Source organism: Bacillus sp. Y3, assembly GCF_008123875.1.
In the GTDB taxonomy this organism is placed as follows: Bacteria; Bacillota; Bacilli; order Bacillales; family Bacillaceae; genus Bacillus; species Bacillus altitudinis.
On record NZ_VSSC01000007.1, the window covers coordinates 67,654 to 86,553 of the forward strand.

The 18,900-nt window shown below is 42.6% G+C and carries 18 protein-coding genes; 2 read left to right on the plus strand and 16 right to left on the minus strand.

All coding sequences use genetic code 11. The features are described from left to right. Positions 1-31: 31 nt before the first annotated feature. The 14 genes from FXF70_RS16175 to FXF70_RS16240 form a co-directional block, all read right to left on the minus strand. Complete coding sequence (locus FXF70_RS16175; RefSeq protein ID WP_262368859.1) at positions 32-838, minus strand: alpha/beta fold hydrolase; 807 nt, start codon at positions 836-838, stop codon at positions 32-34. A gap of 108 nt (positions 839-946) precedes the next feature. Beyond that, positions 947-1,828: a glycine betaine ABC transporter substrate-binding protein gene (locus tag FXF70_RS16180; RefSeq protein ID WP_008342122.1), complete on the minus strand. Its 882-nt coding sequence runs from the start codon at positions 1,826-1,828 to the stop codon at positions 947-949. Next, positions 1,828-2,673 (minus strand): glycine/proline betaine ABC transporter permease subunit OpuAB, encoded by an 846-nt coding sequence (gene opuAB, locus FXF70_RS16185; protein WP_024718999.1) that lies wholly within the window; start codon positions 2,671-2,673, stop codon positions 1,828-1,830. The genes FXF70_RS16180 and opuAB overlap by 1 nt, the downstream gene beginning before the upstream one ends. 10 nt (positions 2,674-2,683) lie before the next feature. Next, positions 2,684-3,949: a glycine/proline betaine ABC transporter ATP-binding protein OpuAA gene (gene opuAA / locus FXF70_RS16190; RefSeq protein ID WP_008342124.1), complete on the minus strand. Its 1,266-nt coding sequence runs from the start codon at positions 3,947-3,949 to the stop codon at positions 2,684-2,686. Between the two features lie 400 nt (positions 3,950-4,349). After that, positions 4,350-5,444, minus strand: coding sequence for a toxic anion resistance protein (locus tag FXF70_RS16195; RefSeq protein WP_025206695.1), 1,095 nt, complete (start codon positions 5,442-5,444; stop codon positions 4,350-4,352). Between the two features lie 14 nt (positions 5,445-5,458). Further along, entirely contained in the window at positions 5,459-7,075 is a 1,617-nt protein-coding gene (locus tag FXF70_RS16200; protein ID WP_096880960.1) for a YceG family protein, read from the minus strand. 70 nt (positions 7,076-7,145) lie between these two features. After that, on the minus strand, positions 7,146-7,961 hold the full coding sequence (locus FXF70_RS16205) for an HAD family hydrolase (protein ID WP_148780747.1): 816 nt from the start codon (positions 7,959-7,961) through the stop codon (positions 7,146-7,148). Beyond that, positions 7,958-9,067: a cysteine protease StiP family protein gene (locus tag FXF70_RS16210; protein WP_017358589.1), complete on the minus strand. Its 1,110-nt coding sequence runs from the start codon at positions 9,065-9,067 to the stop codon at positions 7,958-7,960. Before FXF70_RS16210 ends, FXF70_RS16205 begins: the two co-directional genes overlap by 4 nt. Next, on the minus strand, positions 9,060-10,391 hold the full coding sequence (locus FXF70_RS16215; protein ID WP_148780803.1) for a phosphoribosyltransferase family protein: 1,332 nt from the start codon (positions 10,389-10,391) through the stop codon (positions 9,060-9,062). Before FXF70_RS16215 ends, FXF70_RS16210 begins: the two co-directional genes overlap by 8 nt. Continuing rightward, complete coding sequence (locus tag FXF70_RS16220) at positions 10,375-11,568, minus strand: HpcH/HpaI aldolase/citrate lyase family protein (protein WP_148780749.1); 1,194 nt, start codon at positions 11,566-11,568, stop codon at positions 10,375-10,377. The genes FXF70_RS16215 and FXF70_RS16220 overlap by 17 nt, the downstream gene beginning before the upstream one ends. A gap of 82 nt (positions 11,569-11,650) precedes the next feature. Then, entirely contained in the window at positions 11,651-12,430 is a 780-nt protein-coding gene (locus FXF70_RS16225; protein WP_008342130.1) for a TerC family protein, read from the minus strand. Positions 12,431-12,570: 140 nt separating this feature from the next. Beyond that, the gene (locus tag FXF70_RS16230; protein WP_007498343.1) at positions 12,571-13,149 is read right to left on the minus strand and encodes a TerD family protein; all 579 of its coding nucleotides are present in this window, start codon (positions 13,147-13,149) and stop codon (positions 12,571-12,573) included. A gap of 41 nt (positions 13,150-13,190) precedes the next feature. Next, on the minus strand, positions 13,191-13,772 hold the full coding sequence (locus tag FXF70_RS16235; protein WP_008342133.1) for a TerD family protein: 582 nt from the start codon (positions 13,770-13,772) through the stop codon (positions 13,191-13,193). Between the two features lie 20 nt (positions 13,773-13,792). Next, the gene (locus FXF70_RS16240; protein WP_008342134.1) at positions 13,793-14,395 is read right to left on the minus strand and encodes a TerD family protein; all 603 of its coding nucleotides are present in this window, start codon (positions 14,393-14,395) and stop codon (positions 13,793-13,795) included. Between the two features lie 417 nt (positions 14,396-14,812). On the opposite strand from FXF70_RS16240, the gene FXF70_RS16245 reads away from it, so the two are divergent. Then, a complete protein-coding gene (locus FXF70_RS16245) occupies positions 14,813-15,805 on the plus strand; it encodes an LLM class flavin-dependent oxidoreductase (RefSeq protein ID WP_148780751.1) in 993 nt (330 codons plus the stop codon). Positions 15,806-16,172: 367 nt separating this feature from the next. Then, positions 16,173-17,213: an acyltransferase family protein gene (locus FXF70_RS16250; RefSeq protein ID WP_035703090.1), complete on the plus strand. Its 1,041-nt coding sequence runs from the start codon at positions 16,173-16,175 to the stop codon at positions 17,211-17,213. Between the two features lie 19 nt (positions 17,214-17,232). On the opposite strand, the gene FXF70_RS16255 is transcribed toward FXF70_RS16250, so the two are convergent. Continuing rightward, a complete protein-coding gene (locus FXF70_RS16255; RefSeq protein WP_148780752.1) occupies positions 17,233-18,015 on the minus strand; it encodes a glucose 1-dehydrogenase in 783 nt (260 codons plus the stop codon). Between the two features lie 112 nt (positions 18,016-18,127). Continuing rightward, positions 18,128-18,556: a cell wall hydrolase gene (locus tag FXF70_RS16260; RefSeq protein WP_008342138.1), complete on the minus strand. Its 429-nt coding sequence runs from the start codon at positions 18,554-18,556 to the stop codon at positions 18,128-18,130. Between the last annotated feature and the right edge of the window lie 344 nt (positions 18,557-18,900).

The following is an 18,900-nucleotide window of genomic DNA, read 5'->3' on the forward strand; positions in this document are numbered from 1 at the left end:
TAAGCGTTTTATACCTATATCATACAGTGTCTTATACATGCCTGCCCCTTTTATGCTCATCTTTACTTTCTAAATGGCCTAGCTTCCTTATTTCCTTTAATTCCTCTGGTAACGCACGCGCTTCTATAAAGCTTTTGATCATGTCGACAAAAAGTTCTTTCTTTTCAAAAGTAAACGTATGTCCAATGTCAGGAACGATGAACCCGGCTGCATTCGGGTGTGCATTCGTGATTTTTTCTGCTGACCTAGTCATAATTCCCTTTTCCTTTTCTCCCACTGTCACAAGAATCCGTGCCTTCGCTTGTTGAAACGTCTCAGGGAGCTTGTAATGAAGATTTTCTTGAAACATCGTAAGCAACGTCTTCTTCTGCAATTGTTTGGAATCCGCTGCATAATGATCCAGTACATCGTTTGGAAGTCCCATCTTTTCTGCTTGCAGCTGGATGAACCAATCTTTCTTTAATAACGGATATGTAAGAGGTAAAATGGGCCTTACCATCAAATAGAGCCATGGTAATGGCAACACAAGGGCGCTATTGATGATGGCGATGTCTGCGATGTCTGGCTCTCTCGATAACACATCAACGGCTACCTGTGCACCTAGAGAGAAGCCAATTAGAATGACTGTACGACCATGTGCATGCTCCTTTATCCATGAAATGATTTCAAAAGCACTTTCTCGCATGGAAAACGACGTTTCATTTGCTCTTGTCCCGTGACCAATAAAATCAGGGGTATAGCATTCATACGTTTCCTTGAATATTTCCATATGCTCCTGCCACATCCAGCTGCTTACGCCTCCACCGTGCAGGAAAATCATCATTGGTTTTTCCACCATCGACAACTCATCCACCATCCTTATATATAAGAAAAAGCAGTCGCTTTTTGAGCAGACTGCTTTTTCCATATGCTCCCTTCTATTATAAGGGAACTGTTATACAATTGGCTATTTTTTCAAATCTTCGATCGAGTTGACGTTTTTCATATAAGTCGGAACAACGAGACCCATGCGAAGACCCTTCATACTTGTACCGAGATCATCATATTTTCCTTTAAACTTCGCTGCATACGTTTTATGCGTATTTGGAAGCCATGCAGATAATGATGCATCAGCACTTCCGGTTGCAATTGCAGTCCACATTGGGCCCGCTTCAACCTGAGTCAAGGTCACTTTAAAGCCAAGTTCACGCAATACCTCTGCGGCCACATTGGTACTTGCAATCTCACTATCCCACGCAACGTAGGCAAGATTGATTTTGTCACCGTTTGACTTTTTCACGCCTTTAGTCCATTTCGCTACTTGATCTTTATGCTTTTTCACATATTTAACAGCAGCATCCTTTGGTTTGACGCCATCCTGAATATCAAGCATCACTTCACCCATGTCATCTTGAGACCATTTAAACTGACTGAGCATTTTGGCTGCTTCCGGCTGATCCTTCGCAAATCCTTTACGAGAAATGGTGTGAATTTCTTCTTCATCACCATATGATTTTTTCGGATCATCCAAATATTTCAAATCGTAGCGGGAAAACATCCAGTGAGGATTCCAGCCAGTGATGATAATCGGTTTTTTACGGTCATACGATTTCTTCAATGTCGCTGTCATCGCTGCACTTGAGGCAGATACAACCGTCCAATCCTCTAAACCGTAATCCTTTTTCGCTTGATCGGTTAAGGCCATAATACCTGAACCCGGATCAATCCCGATAATCGTTTTATTGACCTGCTGTGCTGCACTTGCATTTGAATCTGATTGTGCACCACAAGCCGCTAGTAAAAAGACAAGCAGGGCGGTCATCCCAATGTAGAGAGACTTTTTCCACATTAAGCATTCCCCCTGGTTTTTTTCGTTTTAATGTTTTGTGTAATACGATCCAGTGTAATCGCTACGATAACAATGGCAATACCAGCTTCAAAACCAATCCCTGTTTTCAGCTGCGTTACTGCACTATATACTTCCGAACCAAGTCCTGGTGCACCAACCATTGCCGCAATGACGACCATGGATAGAGCAAGCATGATACTTTGGTTAATCCCAGCTAAGATGGTTTTTGTAGCAAGTGGAAGCTGAACTTTGAACAAACGCTGGAATGTCGTTGAACCAAAAGCTTCTGTTGCTTCAATTAAATCAGATGGTACTTGTTTAATCCCAAGAATGGTCATACGAATCGTTGGCGGCATAGAGAAAATAACCGATGCCACAACCCCAGGAACAACTCCAATATTAAAGAAGAAGATCGCTGGTAAAAGGTATACGAATGCAGGCATTGTCTGCATTAAGTCTAAAATAGGTGTGACAATTTTACGCACCGTTTCCTTCTGTGATGCCCAAATACCGATCGGAACCCCGATCACGATAGAAATGACCACAGCTGTCAGAACGAGCGCAAGTGTTTGCAGCATTGGCTGCCAGTAGCCTAAATAGTCGATCAGTAAGAATCCAATAAGTGTGAAAAGAGCAACTCCTCTTGTACTGATCCACCAAGCAATGCCGGCAAAGATAAGCGTTAAAATAATGGATGGAATGACGCCAAGTGCAGCTACAATACCATTTACTGTTCCAGCTAATCCATTTGTGATGCCATCAAAGAAACCACCAAAGGTTAATGTTAACCAGTCAACAAATTGATCGATATAATCCGCGAACGGAATTCTAGGTAAATCACTCATACTAAACATCTTATTCTACCTCCTGTGCAGAAGGCTCTTGTGCTTTAATTTCCTCTAGCTCGTTAGAAGACATGTTGATATATTCATCATTACCTGATAATGCACCAATCAATGCACCTCTCACCACAATACCCTTCATTCTGTTTTTCTCATCTACAACGGCAATTGGAATGTTCGCATCAGACACCGCGTCAAAGATCTCTGTTAAATACGTTGATTCCAATACTGTCGTAAATTCTTTATCAAGAACAGTTTCTAGCGACGCACCCGTTTCTGCCGCTTTTTTCGCTGCTTGTGCAGAAATAACACCTAATAAATGCTTTTTCTTATCTACTGCATAGATAGACGAAATACCAAGGTTCTTCATGAGCGTGAGCGCAACACGTGCCCCTTTATCAAGCTGAACTGTTTCTGCACGTTTCATAATGTGACCAGCGGTTAATACTTTAGAAAGGTCTACATCTTCAACGAAACGTTCAACATACTCGTTCGATGGGTTCATCAGAATTTCTTCTGGTGTTCCGATTTGAACGATATTCCCGTCTTTCATGAGGACAATGCGGTCGCCAATACGAAGCGCTTCATCTAAATCATGCGTGATGAAAATAATTGTTTTTCCTACAGACGTATGAAGCTCAAGCAATTCATCCTGCATGTCTTTACGAATTAATGGATCTAGTGCGCTGAATGCTTCATCCATTAACAAAATATCAGGGTCATTAGCTAGTGCACGTGCCAATCCAACACGCTGCTGCATACCGCCACTTAATTGATTTGGGTACTGCTCTTCAAAACCTTCAAGTCCAACAAGCTTTAAAGATTCAAGCGCTTTAGAGCGGCGCTGTTCTTTTTCTACACCTTGCAATTCAAGCCCGTATTCTGTATTCTCCAGAATGGTACGATGCGGGAACAATGCGAAGTTTTGGAAGACCATGCTGATCTTTTTCCGTCTAACTTCACGCAATTGATCCTTTGACATATTTGTTATCATATCCCCATCAATATAAATTTCGCCGGAGGTTGGTTCGATTAACCTATTTAGCAGCCGCACAAGTGTGGACTTTCCGCTCCCTGATAGCCCCATGATGACAAATATCTCGCCGTCATAAACATCAAAATTTGCTCGATTGACACCAACTGTTGCGCCGGTCTCTTTTAGGATTTCTCTTTTTGTCTTCCCTTTTTCAAGCATTTGAGATGCTTTTTTAGCATTTTTACCGAAAATTTTAGATACATTATTTATCTTGATTTTGATCTTTCTCTCTTCAGAATTCATTTTTTCCCTCCAAATTAGCATCTTTATAACCGTAACATAAGCGTTATGATGCGAACAATCTTTAGAATTCGCTTATTTCCGTACAATATGTATGAATTCCATATAGAGGTCTGGTGATTACAGTTTATACGCCGTATTACTCGTAAATCCTATAGAATGCTTCATAAACTACATATTTTACGGGGTATTTTCTCTCACCAGACAATATTTTACTGGAAATTCCTTATTGTGCTAAAAAATAAGTCGAATCCTTGTGATAGCGGACTTTTTCTTTCATGGGTGAACCATGCCCCTGAACAGGATTTACCCGAAAAAGGTCACATAAAAACCTTTTTTCTCAAATTTTAATCAAATTCATGAAAAAACTGCCTGCAACTTTCGTTACAGACAGCCTGTTTTTTTAGGACTCTAGGGCAGCTTTCTTAATATTATCTTGAAGCTCAAGCATACGTTTTGTTCCGTCCTCACGTAATCGTTTGTTTTCTTCTTCAATCTGCTTCGTCTCTTTCATCCCTTGTACAATCGTATTAAAGGATGATTCGATCGTTTCAATGTCGATGCTTGGACGACCTGATAATTTAGCAATCTCAACACTTTGACTTGAGATATTTTCAGCATTTCGTTTCAGCATTTCATTCGTTCTTCTGTCCAGTTCACTCATGGAATCAGCCACAAGCTTTTGTCTCTTCACTGTCACCGCTTGAATAATTCCATTTTTGAAAATTGGAATCGTAATGATGAAGGCAGAGTTAATTTTCCCGATTAATTTCGTATTACCACGCTGTAGCAAACGGATTTGCGGTGCCGTTTGAAGTGCCACCATCCGTGCCATATCAAGATCATATACACGCTCTTCAAGCGCTTGAATCCCATTACGAAGCGTATCCAACTCCATTTGTGCCAGCTGGTTTCCCCCCGCCGCTTTTTCTTCATAAGAAGGAACCAATTGTTTTAATTCTTCGATCTTCATTTGCCCTGCGACGACATACTTTTCAAGCTCCATATAGTATTGAATGTTATGCTCATACATTTCTTCAAGCGTAACCGTCGATTTGGTCATTTCATCTTTGTATTTACTAATTTCCACATTGATTTTTTCAATTTCTGCACCGAGCGTTTGATATTTGCTGAAAATCTTCTCGATCATGCTGCCACCGCGTTTAAAGATTTTTGATAACAAACCGCCCTTTGGCTCGTCAAAATCATTTTTATCAAAACGATCCATAATTTTTCCAAGCTGTGTAAGCATCGTTCCTGAGTCTGTGACACTTGTTGAACGCATCATAGAGAGAATACGGTCAGAAAACTTAGAGATTTCGACAGCCGGCTGTTTCCCGTATTCAAGCAGTTCAAGCTGATTTTTGGCATCAATCTGTCTCGCAATGTTTTGGACTTCTGGTTCATTGCGCAGCTGAACGCGAATATCGTCTGCCTTTTCAATCGTGATTTCCTCTTTATCAATTGAAATGATGTCATTTCCGTTTGTATTTGTCATAAGCTTTGATCTCCTTATCGGTTTTTAATGGATTGAAATAACTTTCTCACAATGGACGGCTCTTTAAACTCTTGGTTCATGACCATTTCATCAAGCCAATGTGTATCAAATAATTGATCGTCTATATACCGCTCTATACACTGATAGCCGGCGGGATGATACACGAAGAGATCCACACCCATTTCATTTAGGAAAATCAGGGCAGCCGCATCAGAACGAGTCAGCTCACCATTATATTCCGTATGGTATAAAATCACTTTCGGCACAGTTTGGGCATAATCAAAGGTTTGAATGAGTTCAATTACATCTTGGTTCATATGCAAAAGCTGCTTGAATAAATAAATACGCACATCTAATTCGGTCTCATGGCCTTCTTTTAACAGCTTCGGATGCTGACATATGCGAGAAATGGCCTCTGCGATCGCACGCTGCGTGCCCTCATACAAATGCGAGAACTGCCACACATTGCTTTTCATTAACAAATCAGGGTCAACCTCTCCTGCTTTAGAAAGTGCATGCTGATAATGAAATTGATAATTCGAAGACACTTCTTGTGTGAAAGGGAAATGACGGATCGTTTTCGTTTCTTTCCCCTCCATTAGCGTGTGGATACGGTCCCAATATTCTCGCTTGTCTCTCGTCACCCCCATCATCTTCGCAAAAAGATTCGGAATCTGTATGGTGTCACGGTCTGCTTTGAAATTCGGGCGGATAAACGACCGTTCCTTCGCAATTAAAAACAGCTCATCATACGTTGTCTTTAGCGTAATAGAATGAGGGGTATGATCTCTGAATTGCCATGGCTTATACAGCATGGAATCTTCTGTGTGAAGTACCTCTTCAAGCTCTCTTGTCGAACGGTACGCCACCGTTGATTTCCTCTCAGGCTTTTCAGTAGGGAACGGTTCAAGCTTTGACGTCCCTGGATACTGATCAATAAAAGTCAGCTTTTCTTCTGGATCTAATTCACGAAATTGATCCTTGCCTTCTGGATGAAACAGCACCACATCACAGCCAATCAGCATGACATAGTAAAGAAAATAAAGCTGACTTTTATTCGCCTCTCCATACCAAATGACAGCTGGCATTTTTTCTTCCATATTGCCTTCCTTCAGCCATGGTCCTAGATGATTATTTGAAAACTTCACCACATCTAGCAATACACGGCGGAAATCAGGATGCTGGAATCCCCCTTCATGCAGCTGCTTGAAATGTTCAAACACCTGAATTAACGAAAGGCGAATATGCCGGTTCATCACTGGGTTTGGATGACGGACAATGAGCTGTTCACCATCTAAGAAAGCCACAAATCGATTCACGGACAATCCCTTTTCTTCCTGATTGATCATATGAATCCGCTGGAGCGCTTGAAAGTGTTCCGGCTCAATATGCCGGTTGAGGGTTTCACTTAAAATATGCATGCCGTCAGTTTCGTATAATTCATGTAAATAAATAAAATAATCGGTTGCATCATGCGGAGTTCCAAGGACGCGGGCAGCGAGACGCGGCAAGGATAAGGTGTGCTCGTCCTTGACGTAGCCGTCTCGTTCAGGGAGCGGCTTTTTCAGCAGGTTTTTCCAGGCTTCCTGTTTCGCCCGTGTCTGGGTTACATTGATTTCTTTATAGCTCACGCCGCTCCTTCCTTTCTCCTATATTTTCTCGAAAGCTACTACTATCATATCATTCAGCCTTCTACTTCTGCTATCGAATCGAAGGCTTTTTTGCCGTGTTCATCTTCTTTGCGACAGAAGCGGCGATTTCGTCTGCCGCCGCCATGCCAGAGGCTGTCGTCGGTTCAAACGATAGCTCAGCATCTAAGACTTCCCCATGACTCGGAGCGAAGCCTTTATCTGCTTGACGTATGAGATCAGCATCTAACAAGGAGTCGCCCGCTCCATAAACATATTCAAGGTGTAGCCTTTCTTTTAGAAAAGCAACAGCAGCCCACTTATTGAGCGGCTTTGGAATAAAATACAGCTTTCGGCCTTGAAGGGAAACTTGCCAGCCTCTCTCCTCACCCCACAGCCTTAATTCAGCAAGCGAAATATGAGAAAGAAACTCGTCTTTCATAATCAAATAAAGAAATCTTCCCTCAGCTGTTCGAGTAAGTTTCACCCAAGCGGCAACCGGAAGTTCAGAGATCGCCCGCAGCATATCTCTCACCGGCATACACTCTTGCAGTCTCTCATCTACAATCGCCTGCCACTCCTCAAGCGGCTTACCATGATGAAGGATACAGCCGCCGTTTGTCGTGACGGCATACTCTGGTTTGATCTCTTGCTGAAAAAGAGTGATTCGTTCAAATTGTGCTGTCGTTCTTGTCGTCACTGGGATAAACCAGCCTGCTTGATGAATTGCCTGTAAGGATGCTTTCGTTTCAATAGACATGTAGGAAAGCGGCCGGTCGTCCAGCACCTCAATTAATTCGTATGCTCCCTTGTATGCATACTGCTCCAGCATTCGATGTGAGTATATCAGTGTCCGGTCTAAATCACTGGCAAATGCGATATTCTTCATGACGATTGCTCCAACGGGCGGATGAGCCCGCAGCATGTGTAGGACATGTTGGCATATTCAATGACGGGCACGCCTCTGTCCTCTGCGAGTAGTAAAATGTGCTTGAGCTTTTCCCGAGATCCTGGCTGAATGAGTATTTTCCAAGGAACTCTTCTGAGCAGCACACGGGTCGTCTCACCGACGCCCGGCTTAATCAAATGCGTATTGTCAATTTGGAACTCCTGACCAATTGCTTCAATGGAGGTCATCCCCCGCCAGTCAGGAGGCGTTCCTTGTGCGAGAAGGGTCTCTGCTTTCTCTTTTACATTTGCATCAAGTTCAGAAAACGCTTCTTCAATTGTATTGACATACAAATTAGAGACATCCTCATCAATGAGCTCTTCATAATACTTGGCCCCATGGAAATCATCGGCATGGATCCAGCGGTTGTTTAGCACCGTTCGACTAACTAGGCCAGAGACCGTTGAATTCAAGCAGGCACTTGGAATGAGGAAATCCTCTCTCGTTCCATAAACACTCGTACAATAACCAGGATCAGCCAGCACAGCTAGCTCACTCGAAAGACGAATTCCATATTTCTGTTCAAAATCGAGCACCGCTTTTTGAAGCTCTTTGGAAATAGCACCCTTTCCAGTCCAACCGTCAATAAAGGCAATCTCAAAACCTGGATGTTCTTTGAGGATATAATGCAGCGCATTTTCATCTATTCCACGGTCACGAATAATAGAGATGCTATAATGCGGCAAATCGAGACCATACGTCTTTCTGATATACCGTTTAATGAGCACCCCGATTGGTGTCCCAGCCCGTGCCAAGCTGCACAGAACGGTTTGAAAGCCTCGCTTTTTCACAATTTGTTCTGCGACAATCGCTACGGCTTCCGCTACCTTTTGCTTACTTTCTTCAAGAGATTGATAGAATAAGTCCATATAAGATGCCGTCGGCTTATATTCAATTGGCAGCATTTCTGAGTAATGGGCACCGCTTTGAATAGAGCGCTCCCGCTCTTCTGTACTTTTCTCCATCTCAATCGACGATAAATCCTTGAGTAAGAAGGTTACGTCCTGCTCTGGATAGCTTCCCATCTTTGTATACACGTTAGCCATTCACCTTCACCTCATCTGATAAAGTCACAATATGCACATGCTTCACATGCCGCTCAGCAAATAAGTGGATCAGCGGCATCAAAGCTTCTTGAGACACCTTTTTCTCAAAAAACAAAAAGACATCATCGTACTGATCTTTAGGGATATTGTACACGTAGTGCTGAATGCGGGCATCCTCTGGACTCAAAAATGCGAATCCGTTTTGAACGGCGTACCCTTCCTTTTCAACCGGATGAATCGGACTTCTTGTCGTCGAATGAAAAAGGACACCTTCGCCCATATGAGCTGCAAGTCTCATCGGCACATACATCAATTCTCCTGTTCCTAAGCAGAGTGTCTGTTTTCCTTTTCGTTCTCGCTGAAGCTTCAGCCCAGCCTCAGCAGTTGCTTGATCAATGGCGTCCGTGTCCACTGCGCTTAAACCGAAACGACCTGTTTCATGGATATACGGCGAATGCCCCGCCGGATTGACTGCATGGGAAAGTGAATATGGCACTTGCTTAAAGAAGGATTGAAGAGAATGAAAAGAGAGTTCAGGTCTTTTCTCTTGCGCAGCAATTTCATACGAATAAGCAGGCTCATCCAGCGTTGTCCCCCGAAACATCATCTGCCCTTTTAATAAAGATAATGATGTGATATTTACCCCTAGCTCCTCTTGAAGCTGAAGCATCGCTTCCTCGTGCTCCTCTGTTCTCCAATCTAAAATGGATAGAATCGTATAAGAGGATCTAGGGTGCTTTGCGTGCAGATCCCGAATAATATTCATATTTGTCCGGCCTGTCGTGACCTCATCATCTACTAGCACAATCGGGCGATCCGTCCGAAGTAAGGCGTCATCTGCGTAGCAAAGCTGATCTGTCGCATGAGAATGTTCCTCTTCAAATACGAGTGAAGGATCAAAATCCAACAGCTGTTCACGTGTCGTATGAATGTAAGATGCTCCTTCTATGACGTCATACACACCATGACCAAGCGCAGTTGCCGTTTCAGCAAAGCCAATCACAATCGGCTCGTTTACCGCCGAAAGCTTCTCTTTTTTGAGCGCAGCATAGGCTTCAGTTAACTTAACATGATCATTCGTTTTTAGTGCTTCTACTACATCGTCTTGATGCGGGGGCGTCTTGCCTGTTTGTTCTTTTGCATAAGCCATTGCCAAAAGACCTGAGACGAGGAGTGGTTTCAACGGGTGAACAGGCATATGTTTCCCGAGCACCTTGCTAACAAATAAAAAGGCTCTCTTTTTGTTCACCCGTGCCGCCATGTCAAAAAGATGTTCTTTTTCAAGCTGAAGCGTACCCTCTTTGAGGTTAAGCTCCACCTCCATATGTTCCAAGATGTTCAGCGTATGTGGCTTCTGCTTCTGTGAGTATGTCGATATAGCTTCTATTTTCATGAAACACCCCGTAAATGTCTGACTTCATTAAAATGTTTTCCGCCCAGCGATAGTGCGGCTTCGTTTCGTTCATTTTATTGGAGAAGGTACTCTTCATCACGCCGACTGTACCATCTGCATGCTCTAAAATACTTAATGCATCCATGTACTCTTCCTTTGTGACAACGTACATGCTTTGAACTGGCTTGAGATGTGTTGGATGGATGACTGTCTTGCCATGAATACCGTTTACCACATCCAGCTTTGTCTCTTTGAGCAGACCTTGCATATGATCGAGTTCAGATGAGGAAGATTCACCGCTCTTAGAAATTGCACGGATGAATGGATTTTGTTCTTTTCGTGCCGGTCCAAAATGCTCCCATACAGCTCCTGATATCACAAATGAACGACCAAAATAATTGATGATATCTGTGATCAACTCAGCAATGACTCTGATCTCATAAATGGTGGTCTCGCGATCACGGCGAATGCCGTACAATCCACACAGATCCGTTGCCCCAATGCGAATATTCAAAATATATTCCTCATCATTCAGCATGATCTGCTTTAACTCAGACAACACCTGATATCTCGTTTCTTTTTCTAATAAATCTGGTGTTTCTAAAATGGGCATTCCGTATAGTGTTTTCTGAGTTTGTGCTGAAGCCTGTTTCAAACTGTCCACATATTCCTTTGCATTGTGAACGGAGCACTTTGGAAACACAAAACCAGTCAGTAAATGAAGAGAGGGACCGAGCAAATCTGCCATTTTGAGCAGTTGTTTGGGCGAACGAACTCGAATAAATAAAAGCGGCAAATGCTCAGCCATTTCTGGAGATTGATGAATTGTCTCAGAAAGGCAGGTCAATTGTGCCACTATATTCTGTTCAGCCATGTCCACTTCCTGATCACCAATGGCATCCTCCAAGCAAAACACAACAGAGCAAAGCGCTTCATATTTCTGCGAAAGCAGCATGTCTGCTACATCCTGTCTTGTCGCAGGCATATACAAAGTAGCACCTAATGCATGCGCAAGTACATGCCTTGGCGTCAATGAATGAACTGCCGCCGGCCGCTTAAAAAAAATATCGTGCTGCCTCGTCTCTGATAAAAAACGAAAATATCGCATGCAGTGCCACCTCCTGTTGTAATGACTTGATGATTCAAAAAAGGATGGAGCCGCTAGTCAACTCCATTCCTTTTTGATCGTCCTATTCTTCTTTTGAAGCCGCAGCTTCGTTTGTTACACCTTGATGCTTCTTCTTATTGATTTTATGAACAATAAACGTTCCGATAAACGCTAGGATAATAATCGCAAAGAATGCTAGATGCGGGATTTCAATATGAGCAGCACTTAAGCCCATTTTGATGGCAATAATTCCAATGAGAATAAATGCCGTATTCTCAAGCTCAGGTATACGGTCGATGAGTACAAGGAATAATTGTGCCACTGTACGCATCATGAGAATTCCAAGCATTCCACCTAAAAGAAGAATCCATACTTCCTCAGATACAGCGAATGCAGCAAGAATACTATCTACCGAGAAGGCAAGGTCCATAATTTCTACAGAAATAACAGTTGCCCAGAAGACGCCAAATACACGAATCATCCAGCCTTCTTTTTTCAATTCCTTCGCTTCGTCATCTCCGTCACCTAACCAGAAGTGCTTAATGACCAGCCAAGCTAAGTATGCAGCGCCTAGAACCTTAATCCACCAAAACTTAATAAGCAGCATCCCTACGCCAATGAATAGAAAACGGAAGAAATAAGCGCCAATTAATCCGTAGGTTAATGCCTTTTTACGCTGCTTTTCAGGTAAATGTTTCACCATTACAGCTAATACAAGTGCGTTATCCGCTGACAACAAACCTTCAAGCACGACAAGGGTCCCAATAAGCCCCCAAGAGACAGGGTCTGTTAATACCTCTGCCCACATATGCCAATCAAAAAACGAGGCATACGTGTCCAACATATGTTTCAAAATGTCCAACTGGTTTTCCTCCTATAAGTGTAGAAGCATCAGCAGGCTTTCGCCTGCTGTTATTCTTGATCGCTGTTTCTTTCTCACTTTGGAAAATACCCTCATATGAGTCATTGGCAGCGCCTCTTGAATGAAGTTGTTTCTTCTCTTTACACTTCTAACCCATAATTTTGACAAAGAGCTGCAAGTCCGCCAGAGAATCCGCTTCCGATTGCGTTAAACTTCCAATCGCTGCCGTGTCTGTATAGTTCGCATACGACGACAGCTGTTTCAATTGAGAAGTCCTCCCCTAAATCAAAACGAATCAATTCTTCCCCGCCCTCTTCATTTACAACACGAACAAATGCATTAGAGACTTGTCCAAAATTCTGGCTGCGTGCCTCTGCATCATGAATCGTCACTGTAATTCCGATACGATCAATGTTAGCAGGAATTTTCGAGAAATCAACGAGAATTTGCTCGTCATCTCCATCTCCTTCACCCGTACGGTTATCACCGGTATGAGTAACACTGCCGCTTGGATGCTGCAGATTATTATAGAACACAAAGTCTGTATCTTGTTGACAACGATTGTTTGCATCTACTAAGAAAGCCGAAGCGTCCAAATCAAATTCGGCTCCGCCTGAATATTTATTCGTATCCCAGCCAAGTCCGATCATCACTTTTGTCAGCCCTGGATTGGTTTTCGTTAAATCGACACGTTGTCCTTTTGAAAGCTGAATCGCCATATTCGTATCTCTCCTATCTTCTGAAAATATGAAAACGGGCGTTACCCGATATCTAGGCCGAAGTCTGTTGCAATGCGGGCAAGTCCGCCTTGATAGCCTGATCCAACAGCTGAGAATTTCCACTCTCCGCCATGACGGTATAATTCACCTACAATAATCGCTGTTTCAATTGAAAAGTCTTCTGCCAAATCATAGCGAATGAGCTCTTCATTTGATGCCGCATTTAAAATACGGACGTAAGCGTTAGACACCTGTCCAAAGTTTTGGCTGCGTGCTTCTGCATCATGGATTGTAATGACGAAGGAGATTTTCTCAATACTTGCTGGTACAGTTGAAAGATCAACATTGACCTGCTCGTCATCTCCGTCTCCTTCACCTGTACGGTTATCGCCTGTATGTACGATACTTCCGCCACCGCCAGTTGTTTGATTGTAGAAGACAAAGTCAGATGGAGAGTTTGCTTTCCCTGCTGCATCTAAAAGGAATACGCTTGCGTCTAGATCAAAGTCATGTCCGCCATCATACTTGTTTACATCCCAGCCAAGACCTACGACTACTTTTGTTAAACCTGGATTCGTTTTTGTTAAATCAATTTTTTGACCTTTCGCTAAAGAAATTCCCACTAGGAACCTCTCCCTTCTAATTAAATGTAGTTTCTCGTAATATCGGCAAGCTTCGCATCGTTTGTACCATTTCCTACAGCTACAAACTTCCACTCATTCTCGTGGCGATAAAGCTCTCCAACGATTAATGATGTTTTACCTGCATATTCATCTTTCAAATTATATTTCACTAATTCTTGATTGTTTGAACGGTCAACAATTCGGATGTAAGCATTTTGAATCATACCAAAGTGTTGGTTTCTTCTAAGTGCATCATAAATGTTCACAACGAACACCAATTTATTCACATTGCCTGGTACCTTGCTTAAGTTGACGAGGACTTGTTCATCATCTCCGTCTCCTTCACCTGTCAGGTTGTCACCTGTGTGCTCAACACTGCCGCATTTGCTTTTCAAGTTACCAAAGTAAATCAAATCTTTATTTTCAACAAACTTATCATTTTTCAGCATCAGCACTGAAGCGTCACAATCAATATCAGCACCGCCGCCTCCGCCAAACAGCTTACCTAAAAAACCGCCGCCTTGTGATACAGGGTCCCAGCCAAGTCCAACTAGAATATTGGTTAGTCCTGCTTTTCCTTTTGTTAAATCAATACGTTGACCTTTTTCTAATGTAATCGCCAAATCAATCACTCCTCCAGCATAATAAAAATCTATTTATTAAGCGATGGACCCTATTAAAATCATCATACATGAAAATTCGACAAAATTCATGAAATGACATTGGAGCCTCTTACTCTTTTTTCTATTTACTAGTATATACGATCTATGTATAAAAGAGGTTTCAATATGATGATATTTTTTTTAAGAAAGATCCATGACAAAAATGATTCATGTCGTAAAAGAAGTGTTTCATGTGAAACATTGTCGAATGTTCCCGTTACACAGCCTCTCGCTTAAAAACAGAGCGCGCATCCACTTCATATGTTGATATAGAAAATTCATGTACATAGCTGTGATAAACCCTTTCATTTCCTTCCGTTCATGACTTTCTTTATACTTATGAATAGAATTCAACGTATTGATGAAAGGGTGTTGATGATGCCATCACTTCATATATTAGATCAAGTCGCCATCCCTAAAGGCCAGTCCGCACAAGAAACATTGGTTCATACGACAGAGCTGGCCAAGCTTGCGGAAACACTGGGGTATGAGCGGTATTGGTTTGCTGAACACCACAGCACGAGAGGACTCGCAAGTACAGCGCCTGAAATATTAATGGCACATATTGCTTCACACACATCGACATTGCGCACAGGCTCTGGGGGGATTTTACTCCCGCAGTACAGCCCTTTTAAAGTAGCAGAAGTCACCCGCCAGCTTGAAGCCCTTTACCCTGGGCGGATTGAGATCGGGGTTGGTAAATCCCCAGGCGGAATTGAACGGACGAGACTCGCTTTGACAGACGGCGTGAAGAAAGAACTGTCTCAATTTGACCGCCAACTGGAGGACCTTCTTTTTTACTTATCTGACAGTCTGCCTTCTGGTCATCGGCATGCAGGAGTAAAAGCGGCTCCGCTCGTTGCTTCTTATCCGCCAGTCTGGCTGCTTGGACTCGGGGAAAACAGTGCCATCCAGGCGGCATCACTTGGAATCAACTATATTTTCGGACATTTTATTCATCCTGCACGAGGCCAGCAAGCTTTTGAAGCGTATCGGTCACACTTTTCTCCATCCGTTTTCTCACGTCAGCCTCAGTCTATGTTTGCTGTCTTTGTGATCTGCGCAGACACAGACGAGGAAGCAAGCCGCATTGCCACCAGTACAGACTTATGGCTACTTCGGGTTGAAAAAGGGCTGGACAGTCGCGTTCCTTCTATAGAAGAAGCAGAGAACTATCATTACACTGAGCAAGAAAAGAAAAAAGTGTTACAAAACCGCCAGCGAATGATTGTTGGCTCAAAGCAAACAGTGAAAGAACAGCTGCAAATCTTAATGGACCGCTATCAAACAGGCGAGATCATGATATTAAACAATTCATTTGATCCAATGGAAAAGCAGCGTTCCTTCGAACGAATCGCAGAACTATTTTGAAGCCAATCTTTCATTGGCTTCTCAAATTGTTGACAAAGGGCTAAAATGAACTTTATTTTAGCCCTTTGTCTTCTTTTCAGCGTGATAGAAAACCTTTGCAGTCTAGGAAGGACGAGTACTGGAGCGGAGCGAATTTCACATTCGTGAGCACCAGCACGCAGGACTGACAAAGAATGCGAGGGTTTGTCTACACGCTGATGGGAAATGTAACATCGAGATGTCAAAACGCTTCCTTCTGTCATCTGATCGCAAATGTGTCTTCTAATCGTTAGCGAACTGTAAACGCATTGTAGGTGTACCTTTTATATAGTAGAGGTACATATGAAGTAACGGTTTACAATGCTGAGAAGGAAGGAGATGACTGGCCATGAATAAGCGACTCGACTGGGTGGATGCGGCTAAAGGAATCGGCATTCTGCTCGTCGTTATGGCACATGTACCCATTCCTGATTCATTCAAGCAATTTATATACTCATTTCATATGCCACTCTTCTTTTTACTATCAGGTATGATGTTTCGATCATCCTCACAACCTGCTATATCATTTATACAGAAAAAAGCGAAAAGCTTGCTCTTACCTTATCTCTATTTCTCCATTATTACGTACGTTTTCTGGTTCACGGTGACCCGATTTTTCGCCTTTAAGGGGCAAACAGATATTGATCCCTTCGTTCCATTTACGGGAATTTTCATTTCAAATGCCGATGAAGCAAGACTGACGCATAACCCAGCCATCTGGTTTTTAACGACGCTCTTTTTAGTGGAAATGTTGTTTTTCTTAATGCATCGTCTGACAAAAGGAAAACCAGCTGTATTGATGTTACTGACCGTCCTTTGCGGCGGAGCCGGATATGCTTCCACGCTATTGTTAAACCAGAGTCTCCCTTGGAATGCCAACGTTGCGTTAACGGCTGTTGTGTTTTATTCAATCGGATTTTTAGCAAAACAATGGTTTGTGGAATTAAAAACAGATCCTACCCTTCTGTTATGTACAGGTCTGCTTGTACTGACTGCATATATGCAAAGCTTTAATTCACGAATTGATATGCGGGTCAATGACTATGGAGATCTATTCATTTTTTATGCTTGTGCACTGCTCGGTTCAGCTGCTGTCATTTATTTAAGCTTCAAATTGAAAACGTCCACGATATTGACGTATCTCGGACGTCATTCCATTGTGATTCTCGTCCTGCAATTTGCCGGTATCGATATCATGAAGGCATTTGTTTATTACGGACTAGGCATCAATATCTCTGATACAGCGCAGCTTTCTTGGACACTCTTTTATACGATCGGTACATTGCTGCTCATGGTGCCATGTATCTCTTTCTTGAGCAAGTATCCTATGCTGCTCGGCAAACCAGCAAAGTCAGCACACCGCTACAAAGAAAAAACATCCGCCGGCTAATGGGGCGGATGTTTTGCTATTATTCATCATTTAATTGAGAAGGATAAAGCGTCATTCCTCCATCAACAAATAATGTAGTACCTGTAATATAGGCCGCTTCTTTCGATACGAGAAATGCAGCGGCGGACCCAATCTCTTTCGGATCGCCAAACGTTCTCATTGGAATTTTCTCAAGTTGCTTTTGTTTTTTCTGTTCATCTTGAAGGTCGTCATTTGATTCCGTTGCCATTGTACCTGGTGCAATCGCATTGATCCGAATACCCGCTTCGGCATAATCAAGAGCCAGCGTCTTCGTCATCATATTCATTCCTCCTTTAGAAGTAGAGTAATGAACATTGAACGGACGCGGGATCTCTTGATGGACACTGGATATATTCAAGATTGACCCTTTCACATCATGCTCCATCATATACGCAATCGCTGCCTTTGCTCCTAAAAATGAGCCTGTGATATTCACATCAATGACCTTTTGCCATTGTTCCAACGTCATTTCATGCGGCATTGCTTCTTCACCATTAAATCCCGAATTATTGACGAACACGTCTAGTGCGTCAAAATTCTCCAGCGCGGCATCCATTAACGCCTGAATCCCTTCCTCTTTGGAGACATCTGCGTTTACTTTCACCGCCCTACCTCCATGCTGCTGAATGGCTTGTACTGTTTCTTCAGCACCCTCTTCATCGCCTTTATAATTCACAACCACGTTCATTTGTTCTTGTCCAAACCTCAAGGCGATGGCTTGTCCTATGCCTTTAGAAGAACCTGTCACAATGGCTGTTTTCCCTTTTAAGTCTTGATACATTCTCATTTCCTCCAATCACGTGCTTCATCTTGTTGATACACAATGGTTACCCATTTTAAAAAAAAGAAAAACACAATCCTCTTGAATACAAAGGATTGTGCTGTTCATTAAGCTAAAAGGTGTTATAAACATTCTCACATGTTTCAGCTGTGGGCTGGTAAAAGCAATGTGACTTATACCTTGCCACAAACGGCTGATTGTACCAAGTGGATGGACAATTTCCAGGCGGTTTGAAATACCAAAGGCTGAATTTCGCAGGCCAAAATCGTTCACCATTAATGTTCCTCCGTGCAAGTGTCTTTTCACTTTCTCGTGCTCGCTGATAAAAATAGCCATGCGTGACTGCCTCAAACGCATGCTCCTGATAAATCATTTGTGGAATCGTACGCAGCCCTTTAAAGTCAGAACAGTTGGCACGCAAACGATTGATGCCTACATTTCCTACAAGCAGCATCCCTTGTTTCCCTTCACCTTCCGCTTCGGCTCTCAGCAGTCTGGCCATTAAATCAATATCAGAGCTTGTCGCTCTTACCACTGCCATACATCCACCTCCCATTCATTTCTCTTTTATTTTATGTAGGGTTTCTGTGTAGATGACTGCCATTTTGAAGGGAAAAGACACATTCCGTGTCGAGAGCCTGTCTAAATACCTCAACATTTCGCTGGACAAGTGTCTCTATGTCAACAACACACAAACCTAGTGATCATACACATCACAGGAAAAAATATTCATTACTAACGACTCATTTACAAGTCATAAAAATCCTTCTATTTGCTACATCTTCTTCAAAAACAGTCATTTGAACCTATTCAATAATCCGACTCAAAACCTTAAAATATAAAATGTTGAGTTTTTACAGGAGATTTCAAACAATAAAATACACA

What these genes read in the sequence shown, in the direction of transcription:
- opuAA (WP_008342124.1), bottom strand. Translation starts at nt 3,949, where the DNA reads ATGAATTCTGAAGAGAGAAAGATCAAAATCAAGATAAATAATGTATCT.
- FXF70_RS16220 (WP_148780749.1), bottom strand. Translation starts at nt 11,568, where the DNA reads ATGCGATATTTTCGTTTTTTATCAGAGACGAGGCAGCACGATATTTTT.
- FXF70_RS16205 (WP_148780747.1), bottom strand. Translation starts at nt 7,961, where the DNA reads ATGAAGAATATCGCATTTGCCAGTGATTTAGACCGGACACTGATATAC.
- FXF70_RS16250 (WP_035703090.1), top strand. Translation starts at nt 16,173, where the DNA reads ATGAATAAGCGACTCGACTGGGTGGATGCGGCTAAAGGAATCGGCATT.
- FXF70_RS16210 (WP_017358589.1), bottom strand. Translation starts at nt 9,067, where the DNA reads ATGGCTAACGTGTATACAAAGATGGGAAGCTATCCAGAGCAGGACGTA.
- FXF70_RS16255 (WP_148780752.1), bottom strand. Translation starts at nt 18,015, where the DNA reads ATGTATCAAGACTTAAAAGGGAAAACAGCCATTGTGACAGGTTCTTCT.
- FXF70_RS16195 (WP_025206695.1), bottom strand. Translation starts at nt 5,444, where the DNA reads ATGACAAATACAAACGGAAATGACATCATTTCAATTGATAAAGAGGAA.
- FXF70_RS16260 (WP_008342138.1), bottom strand. Translation starts at nt 18,556, where the DNA reads ATGGCAGTGGTAAGAGCGACAAGCTCTGATATTGATTTAATGGCCAGA.
- opuAB (WP_024718999.1), bottom strand. Translation starts at nt 2,673, where the DNA reads ATGAGTGATTTACCTAGAATTCCGTTCGCGGATTATATCGATCAATTT.
- FXF70_RS16245 (WP_148780751.1), top strand. Translation starts at nt 14,813, where the DNA reads ATGCCATCACTTCATATATTAGATCAAGTCGCCATCCCTAAAGGCCAG.
- FXF70_RS16215 (WP_148780803.1), bottom strand. Translation starts at nt 10,391, where the DNA reads ATGGAGGTGGAGCTTAACCTCAAAGAGGGTACGCTTCAGCTTGAAAAA.
- FXF70_RS16175 (WP_262368859.1), bottom strand. Translation starts at nt 838, where the DNA reads ATGGTGGAAAAACCAATGATGATTTTCCTGCACGGTGGAGGCGTAAGC.
- FXF70_RS16230 (WP_007498343.1), bottom strand. Translation starts at nt 13,149, where the DNA reads ATGGCGATTCAGCTTTCAAAAGGACAACGTGTCGATTTAACGAAAACC.
- FXF70_RS16180 (WP_008342122.1), bottom strand. Translation starts at nt 1,828, where the DNA reads ATGTGGAAAAAGTCTCTCTACATTGGGATGACCGCCCTGCTTGTCTTT.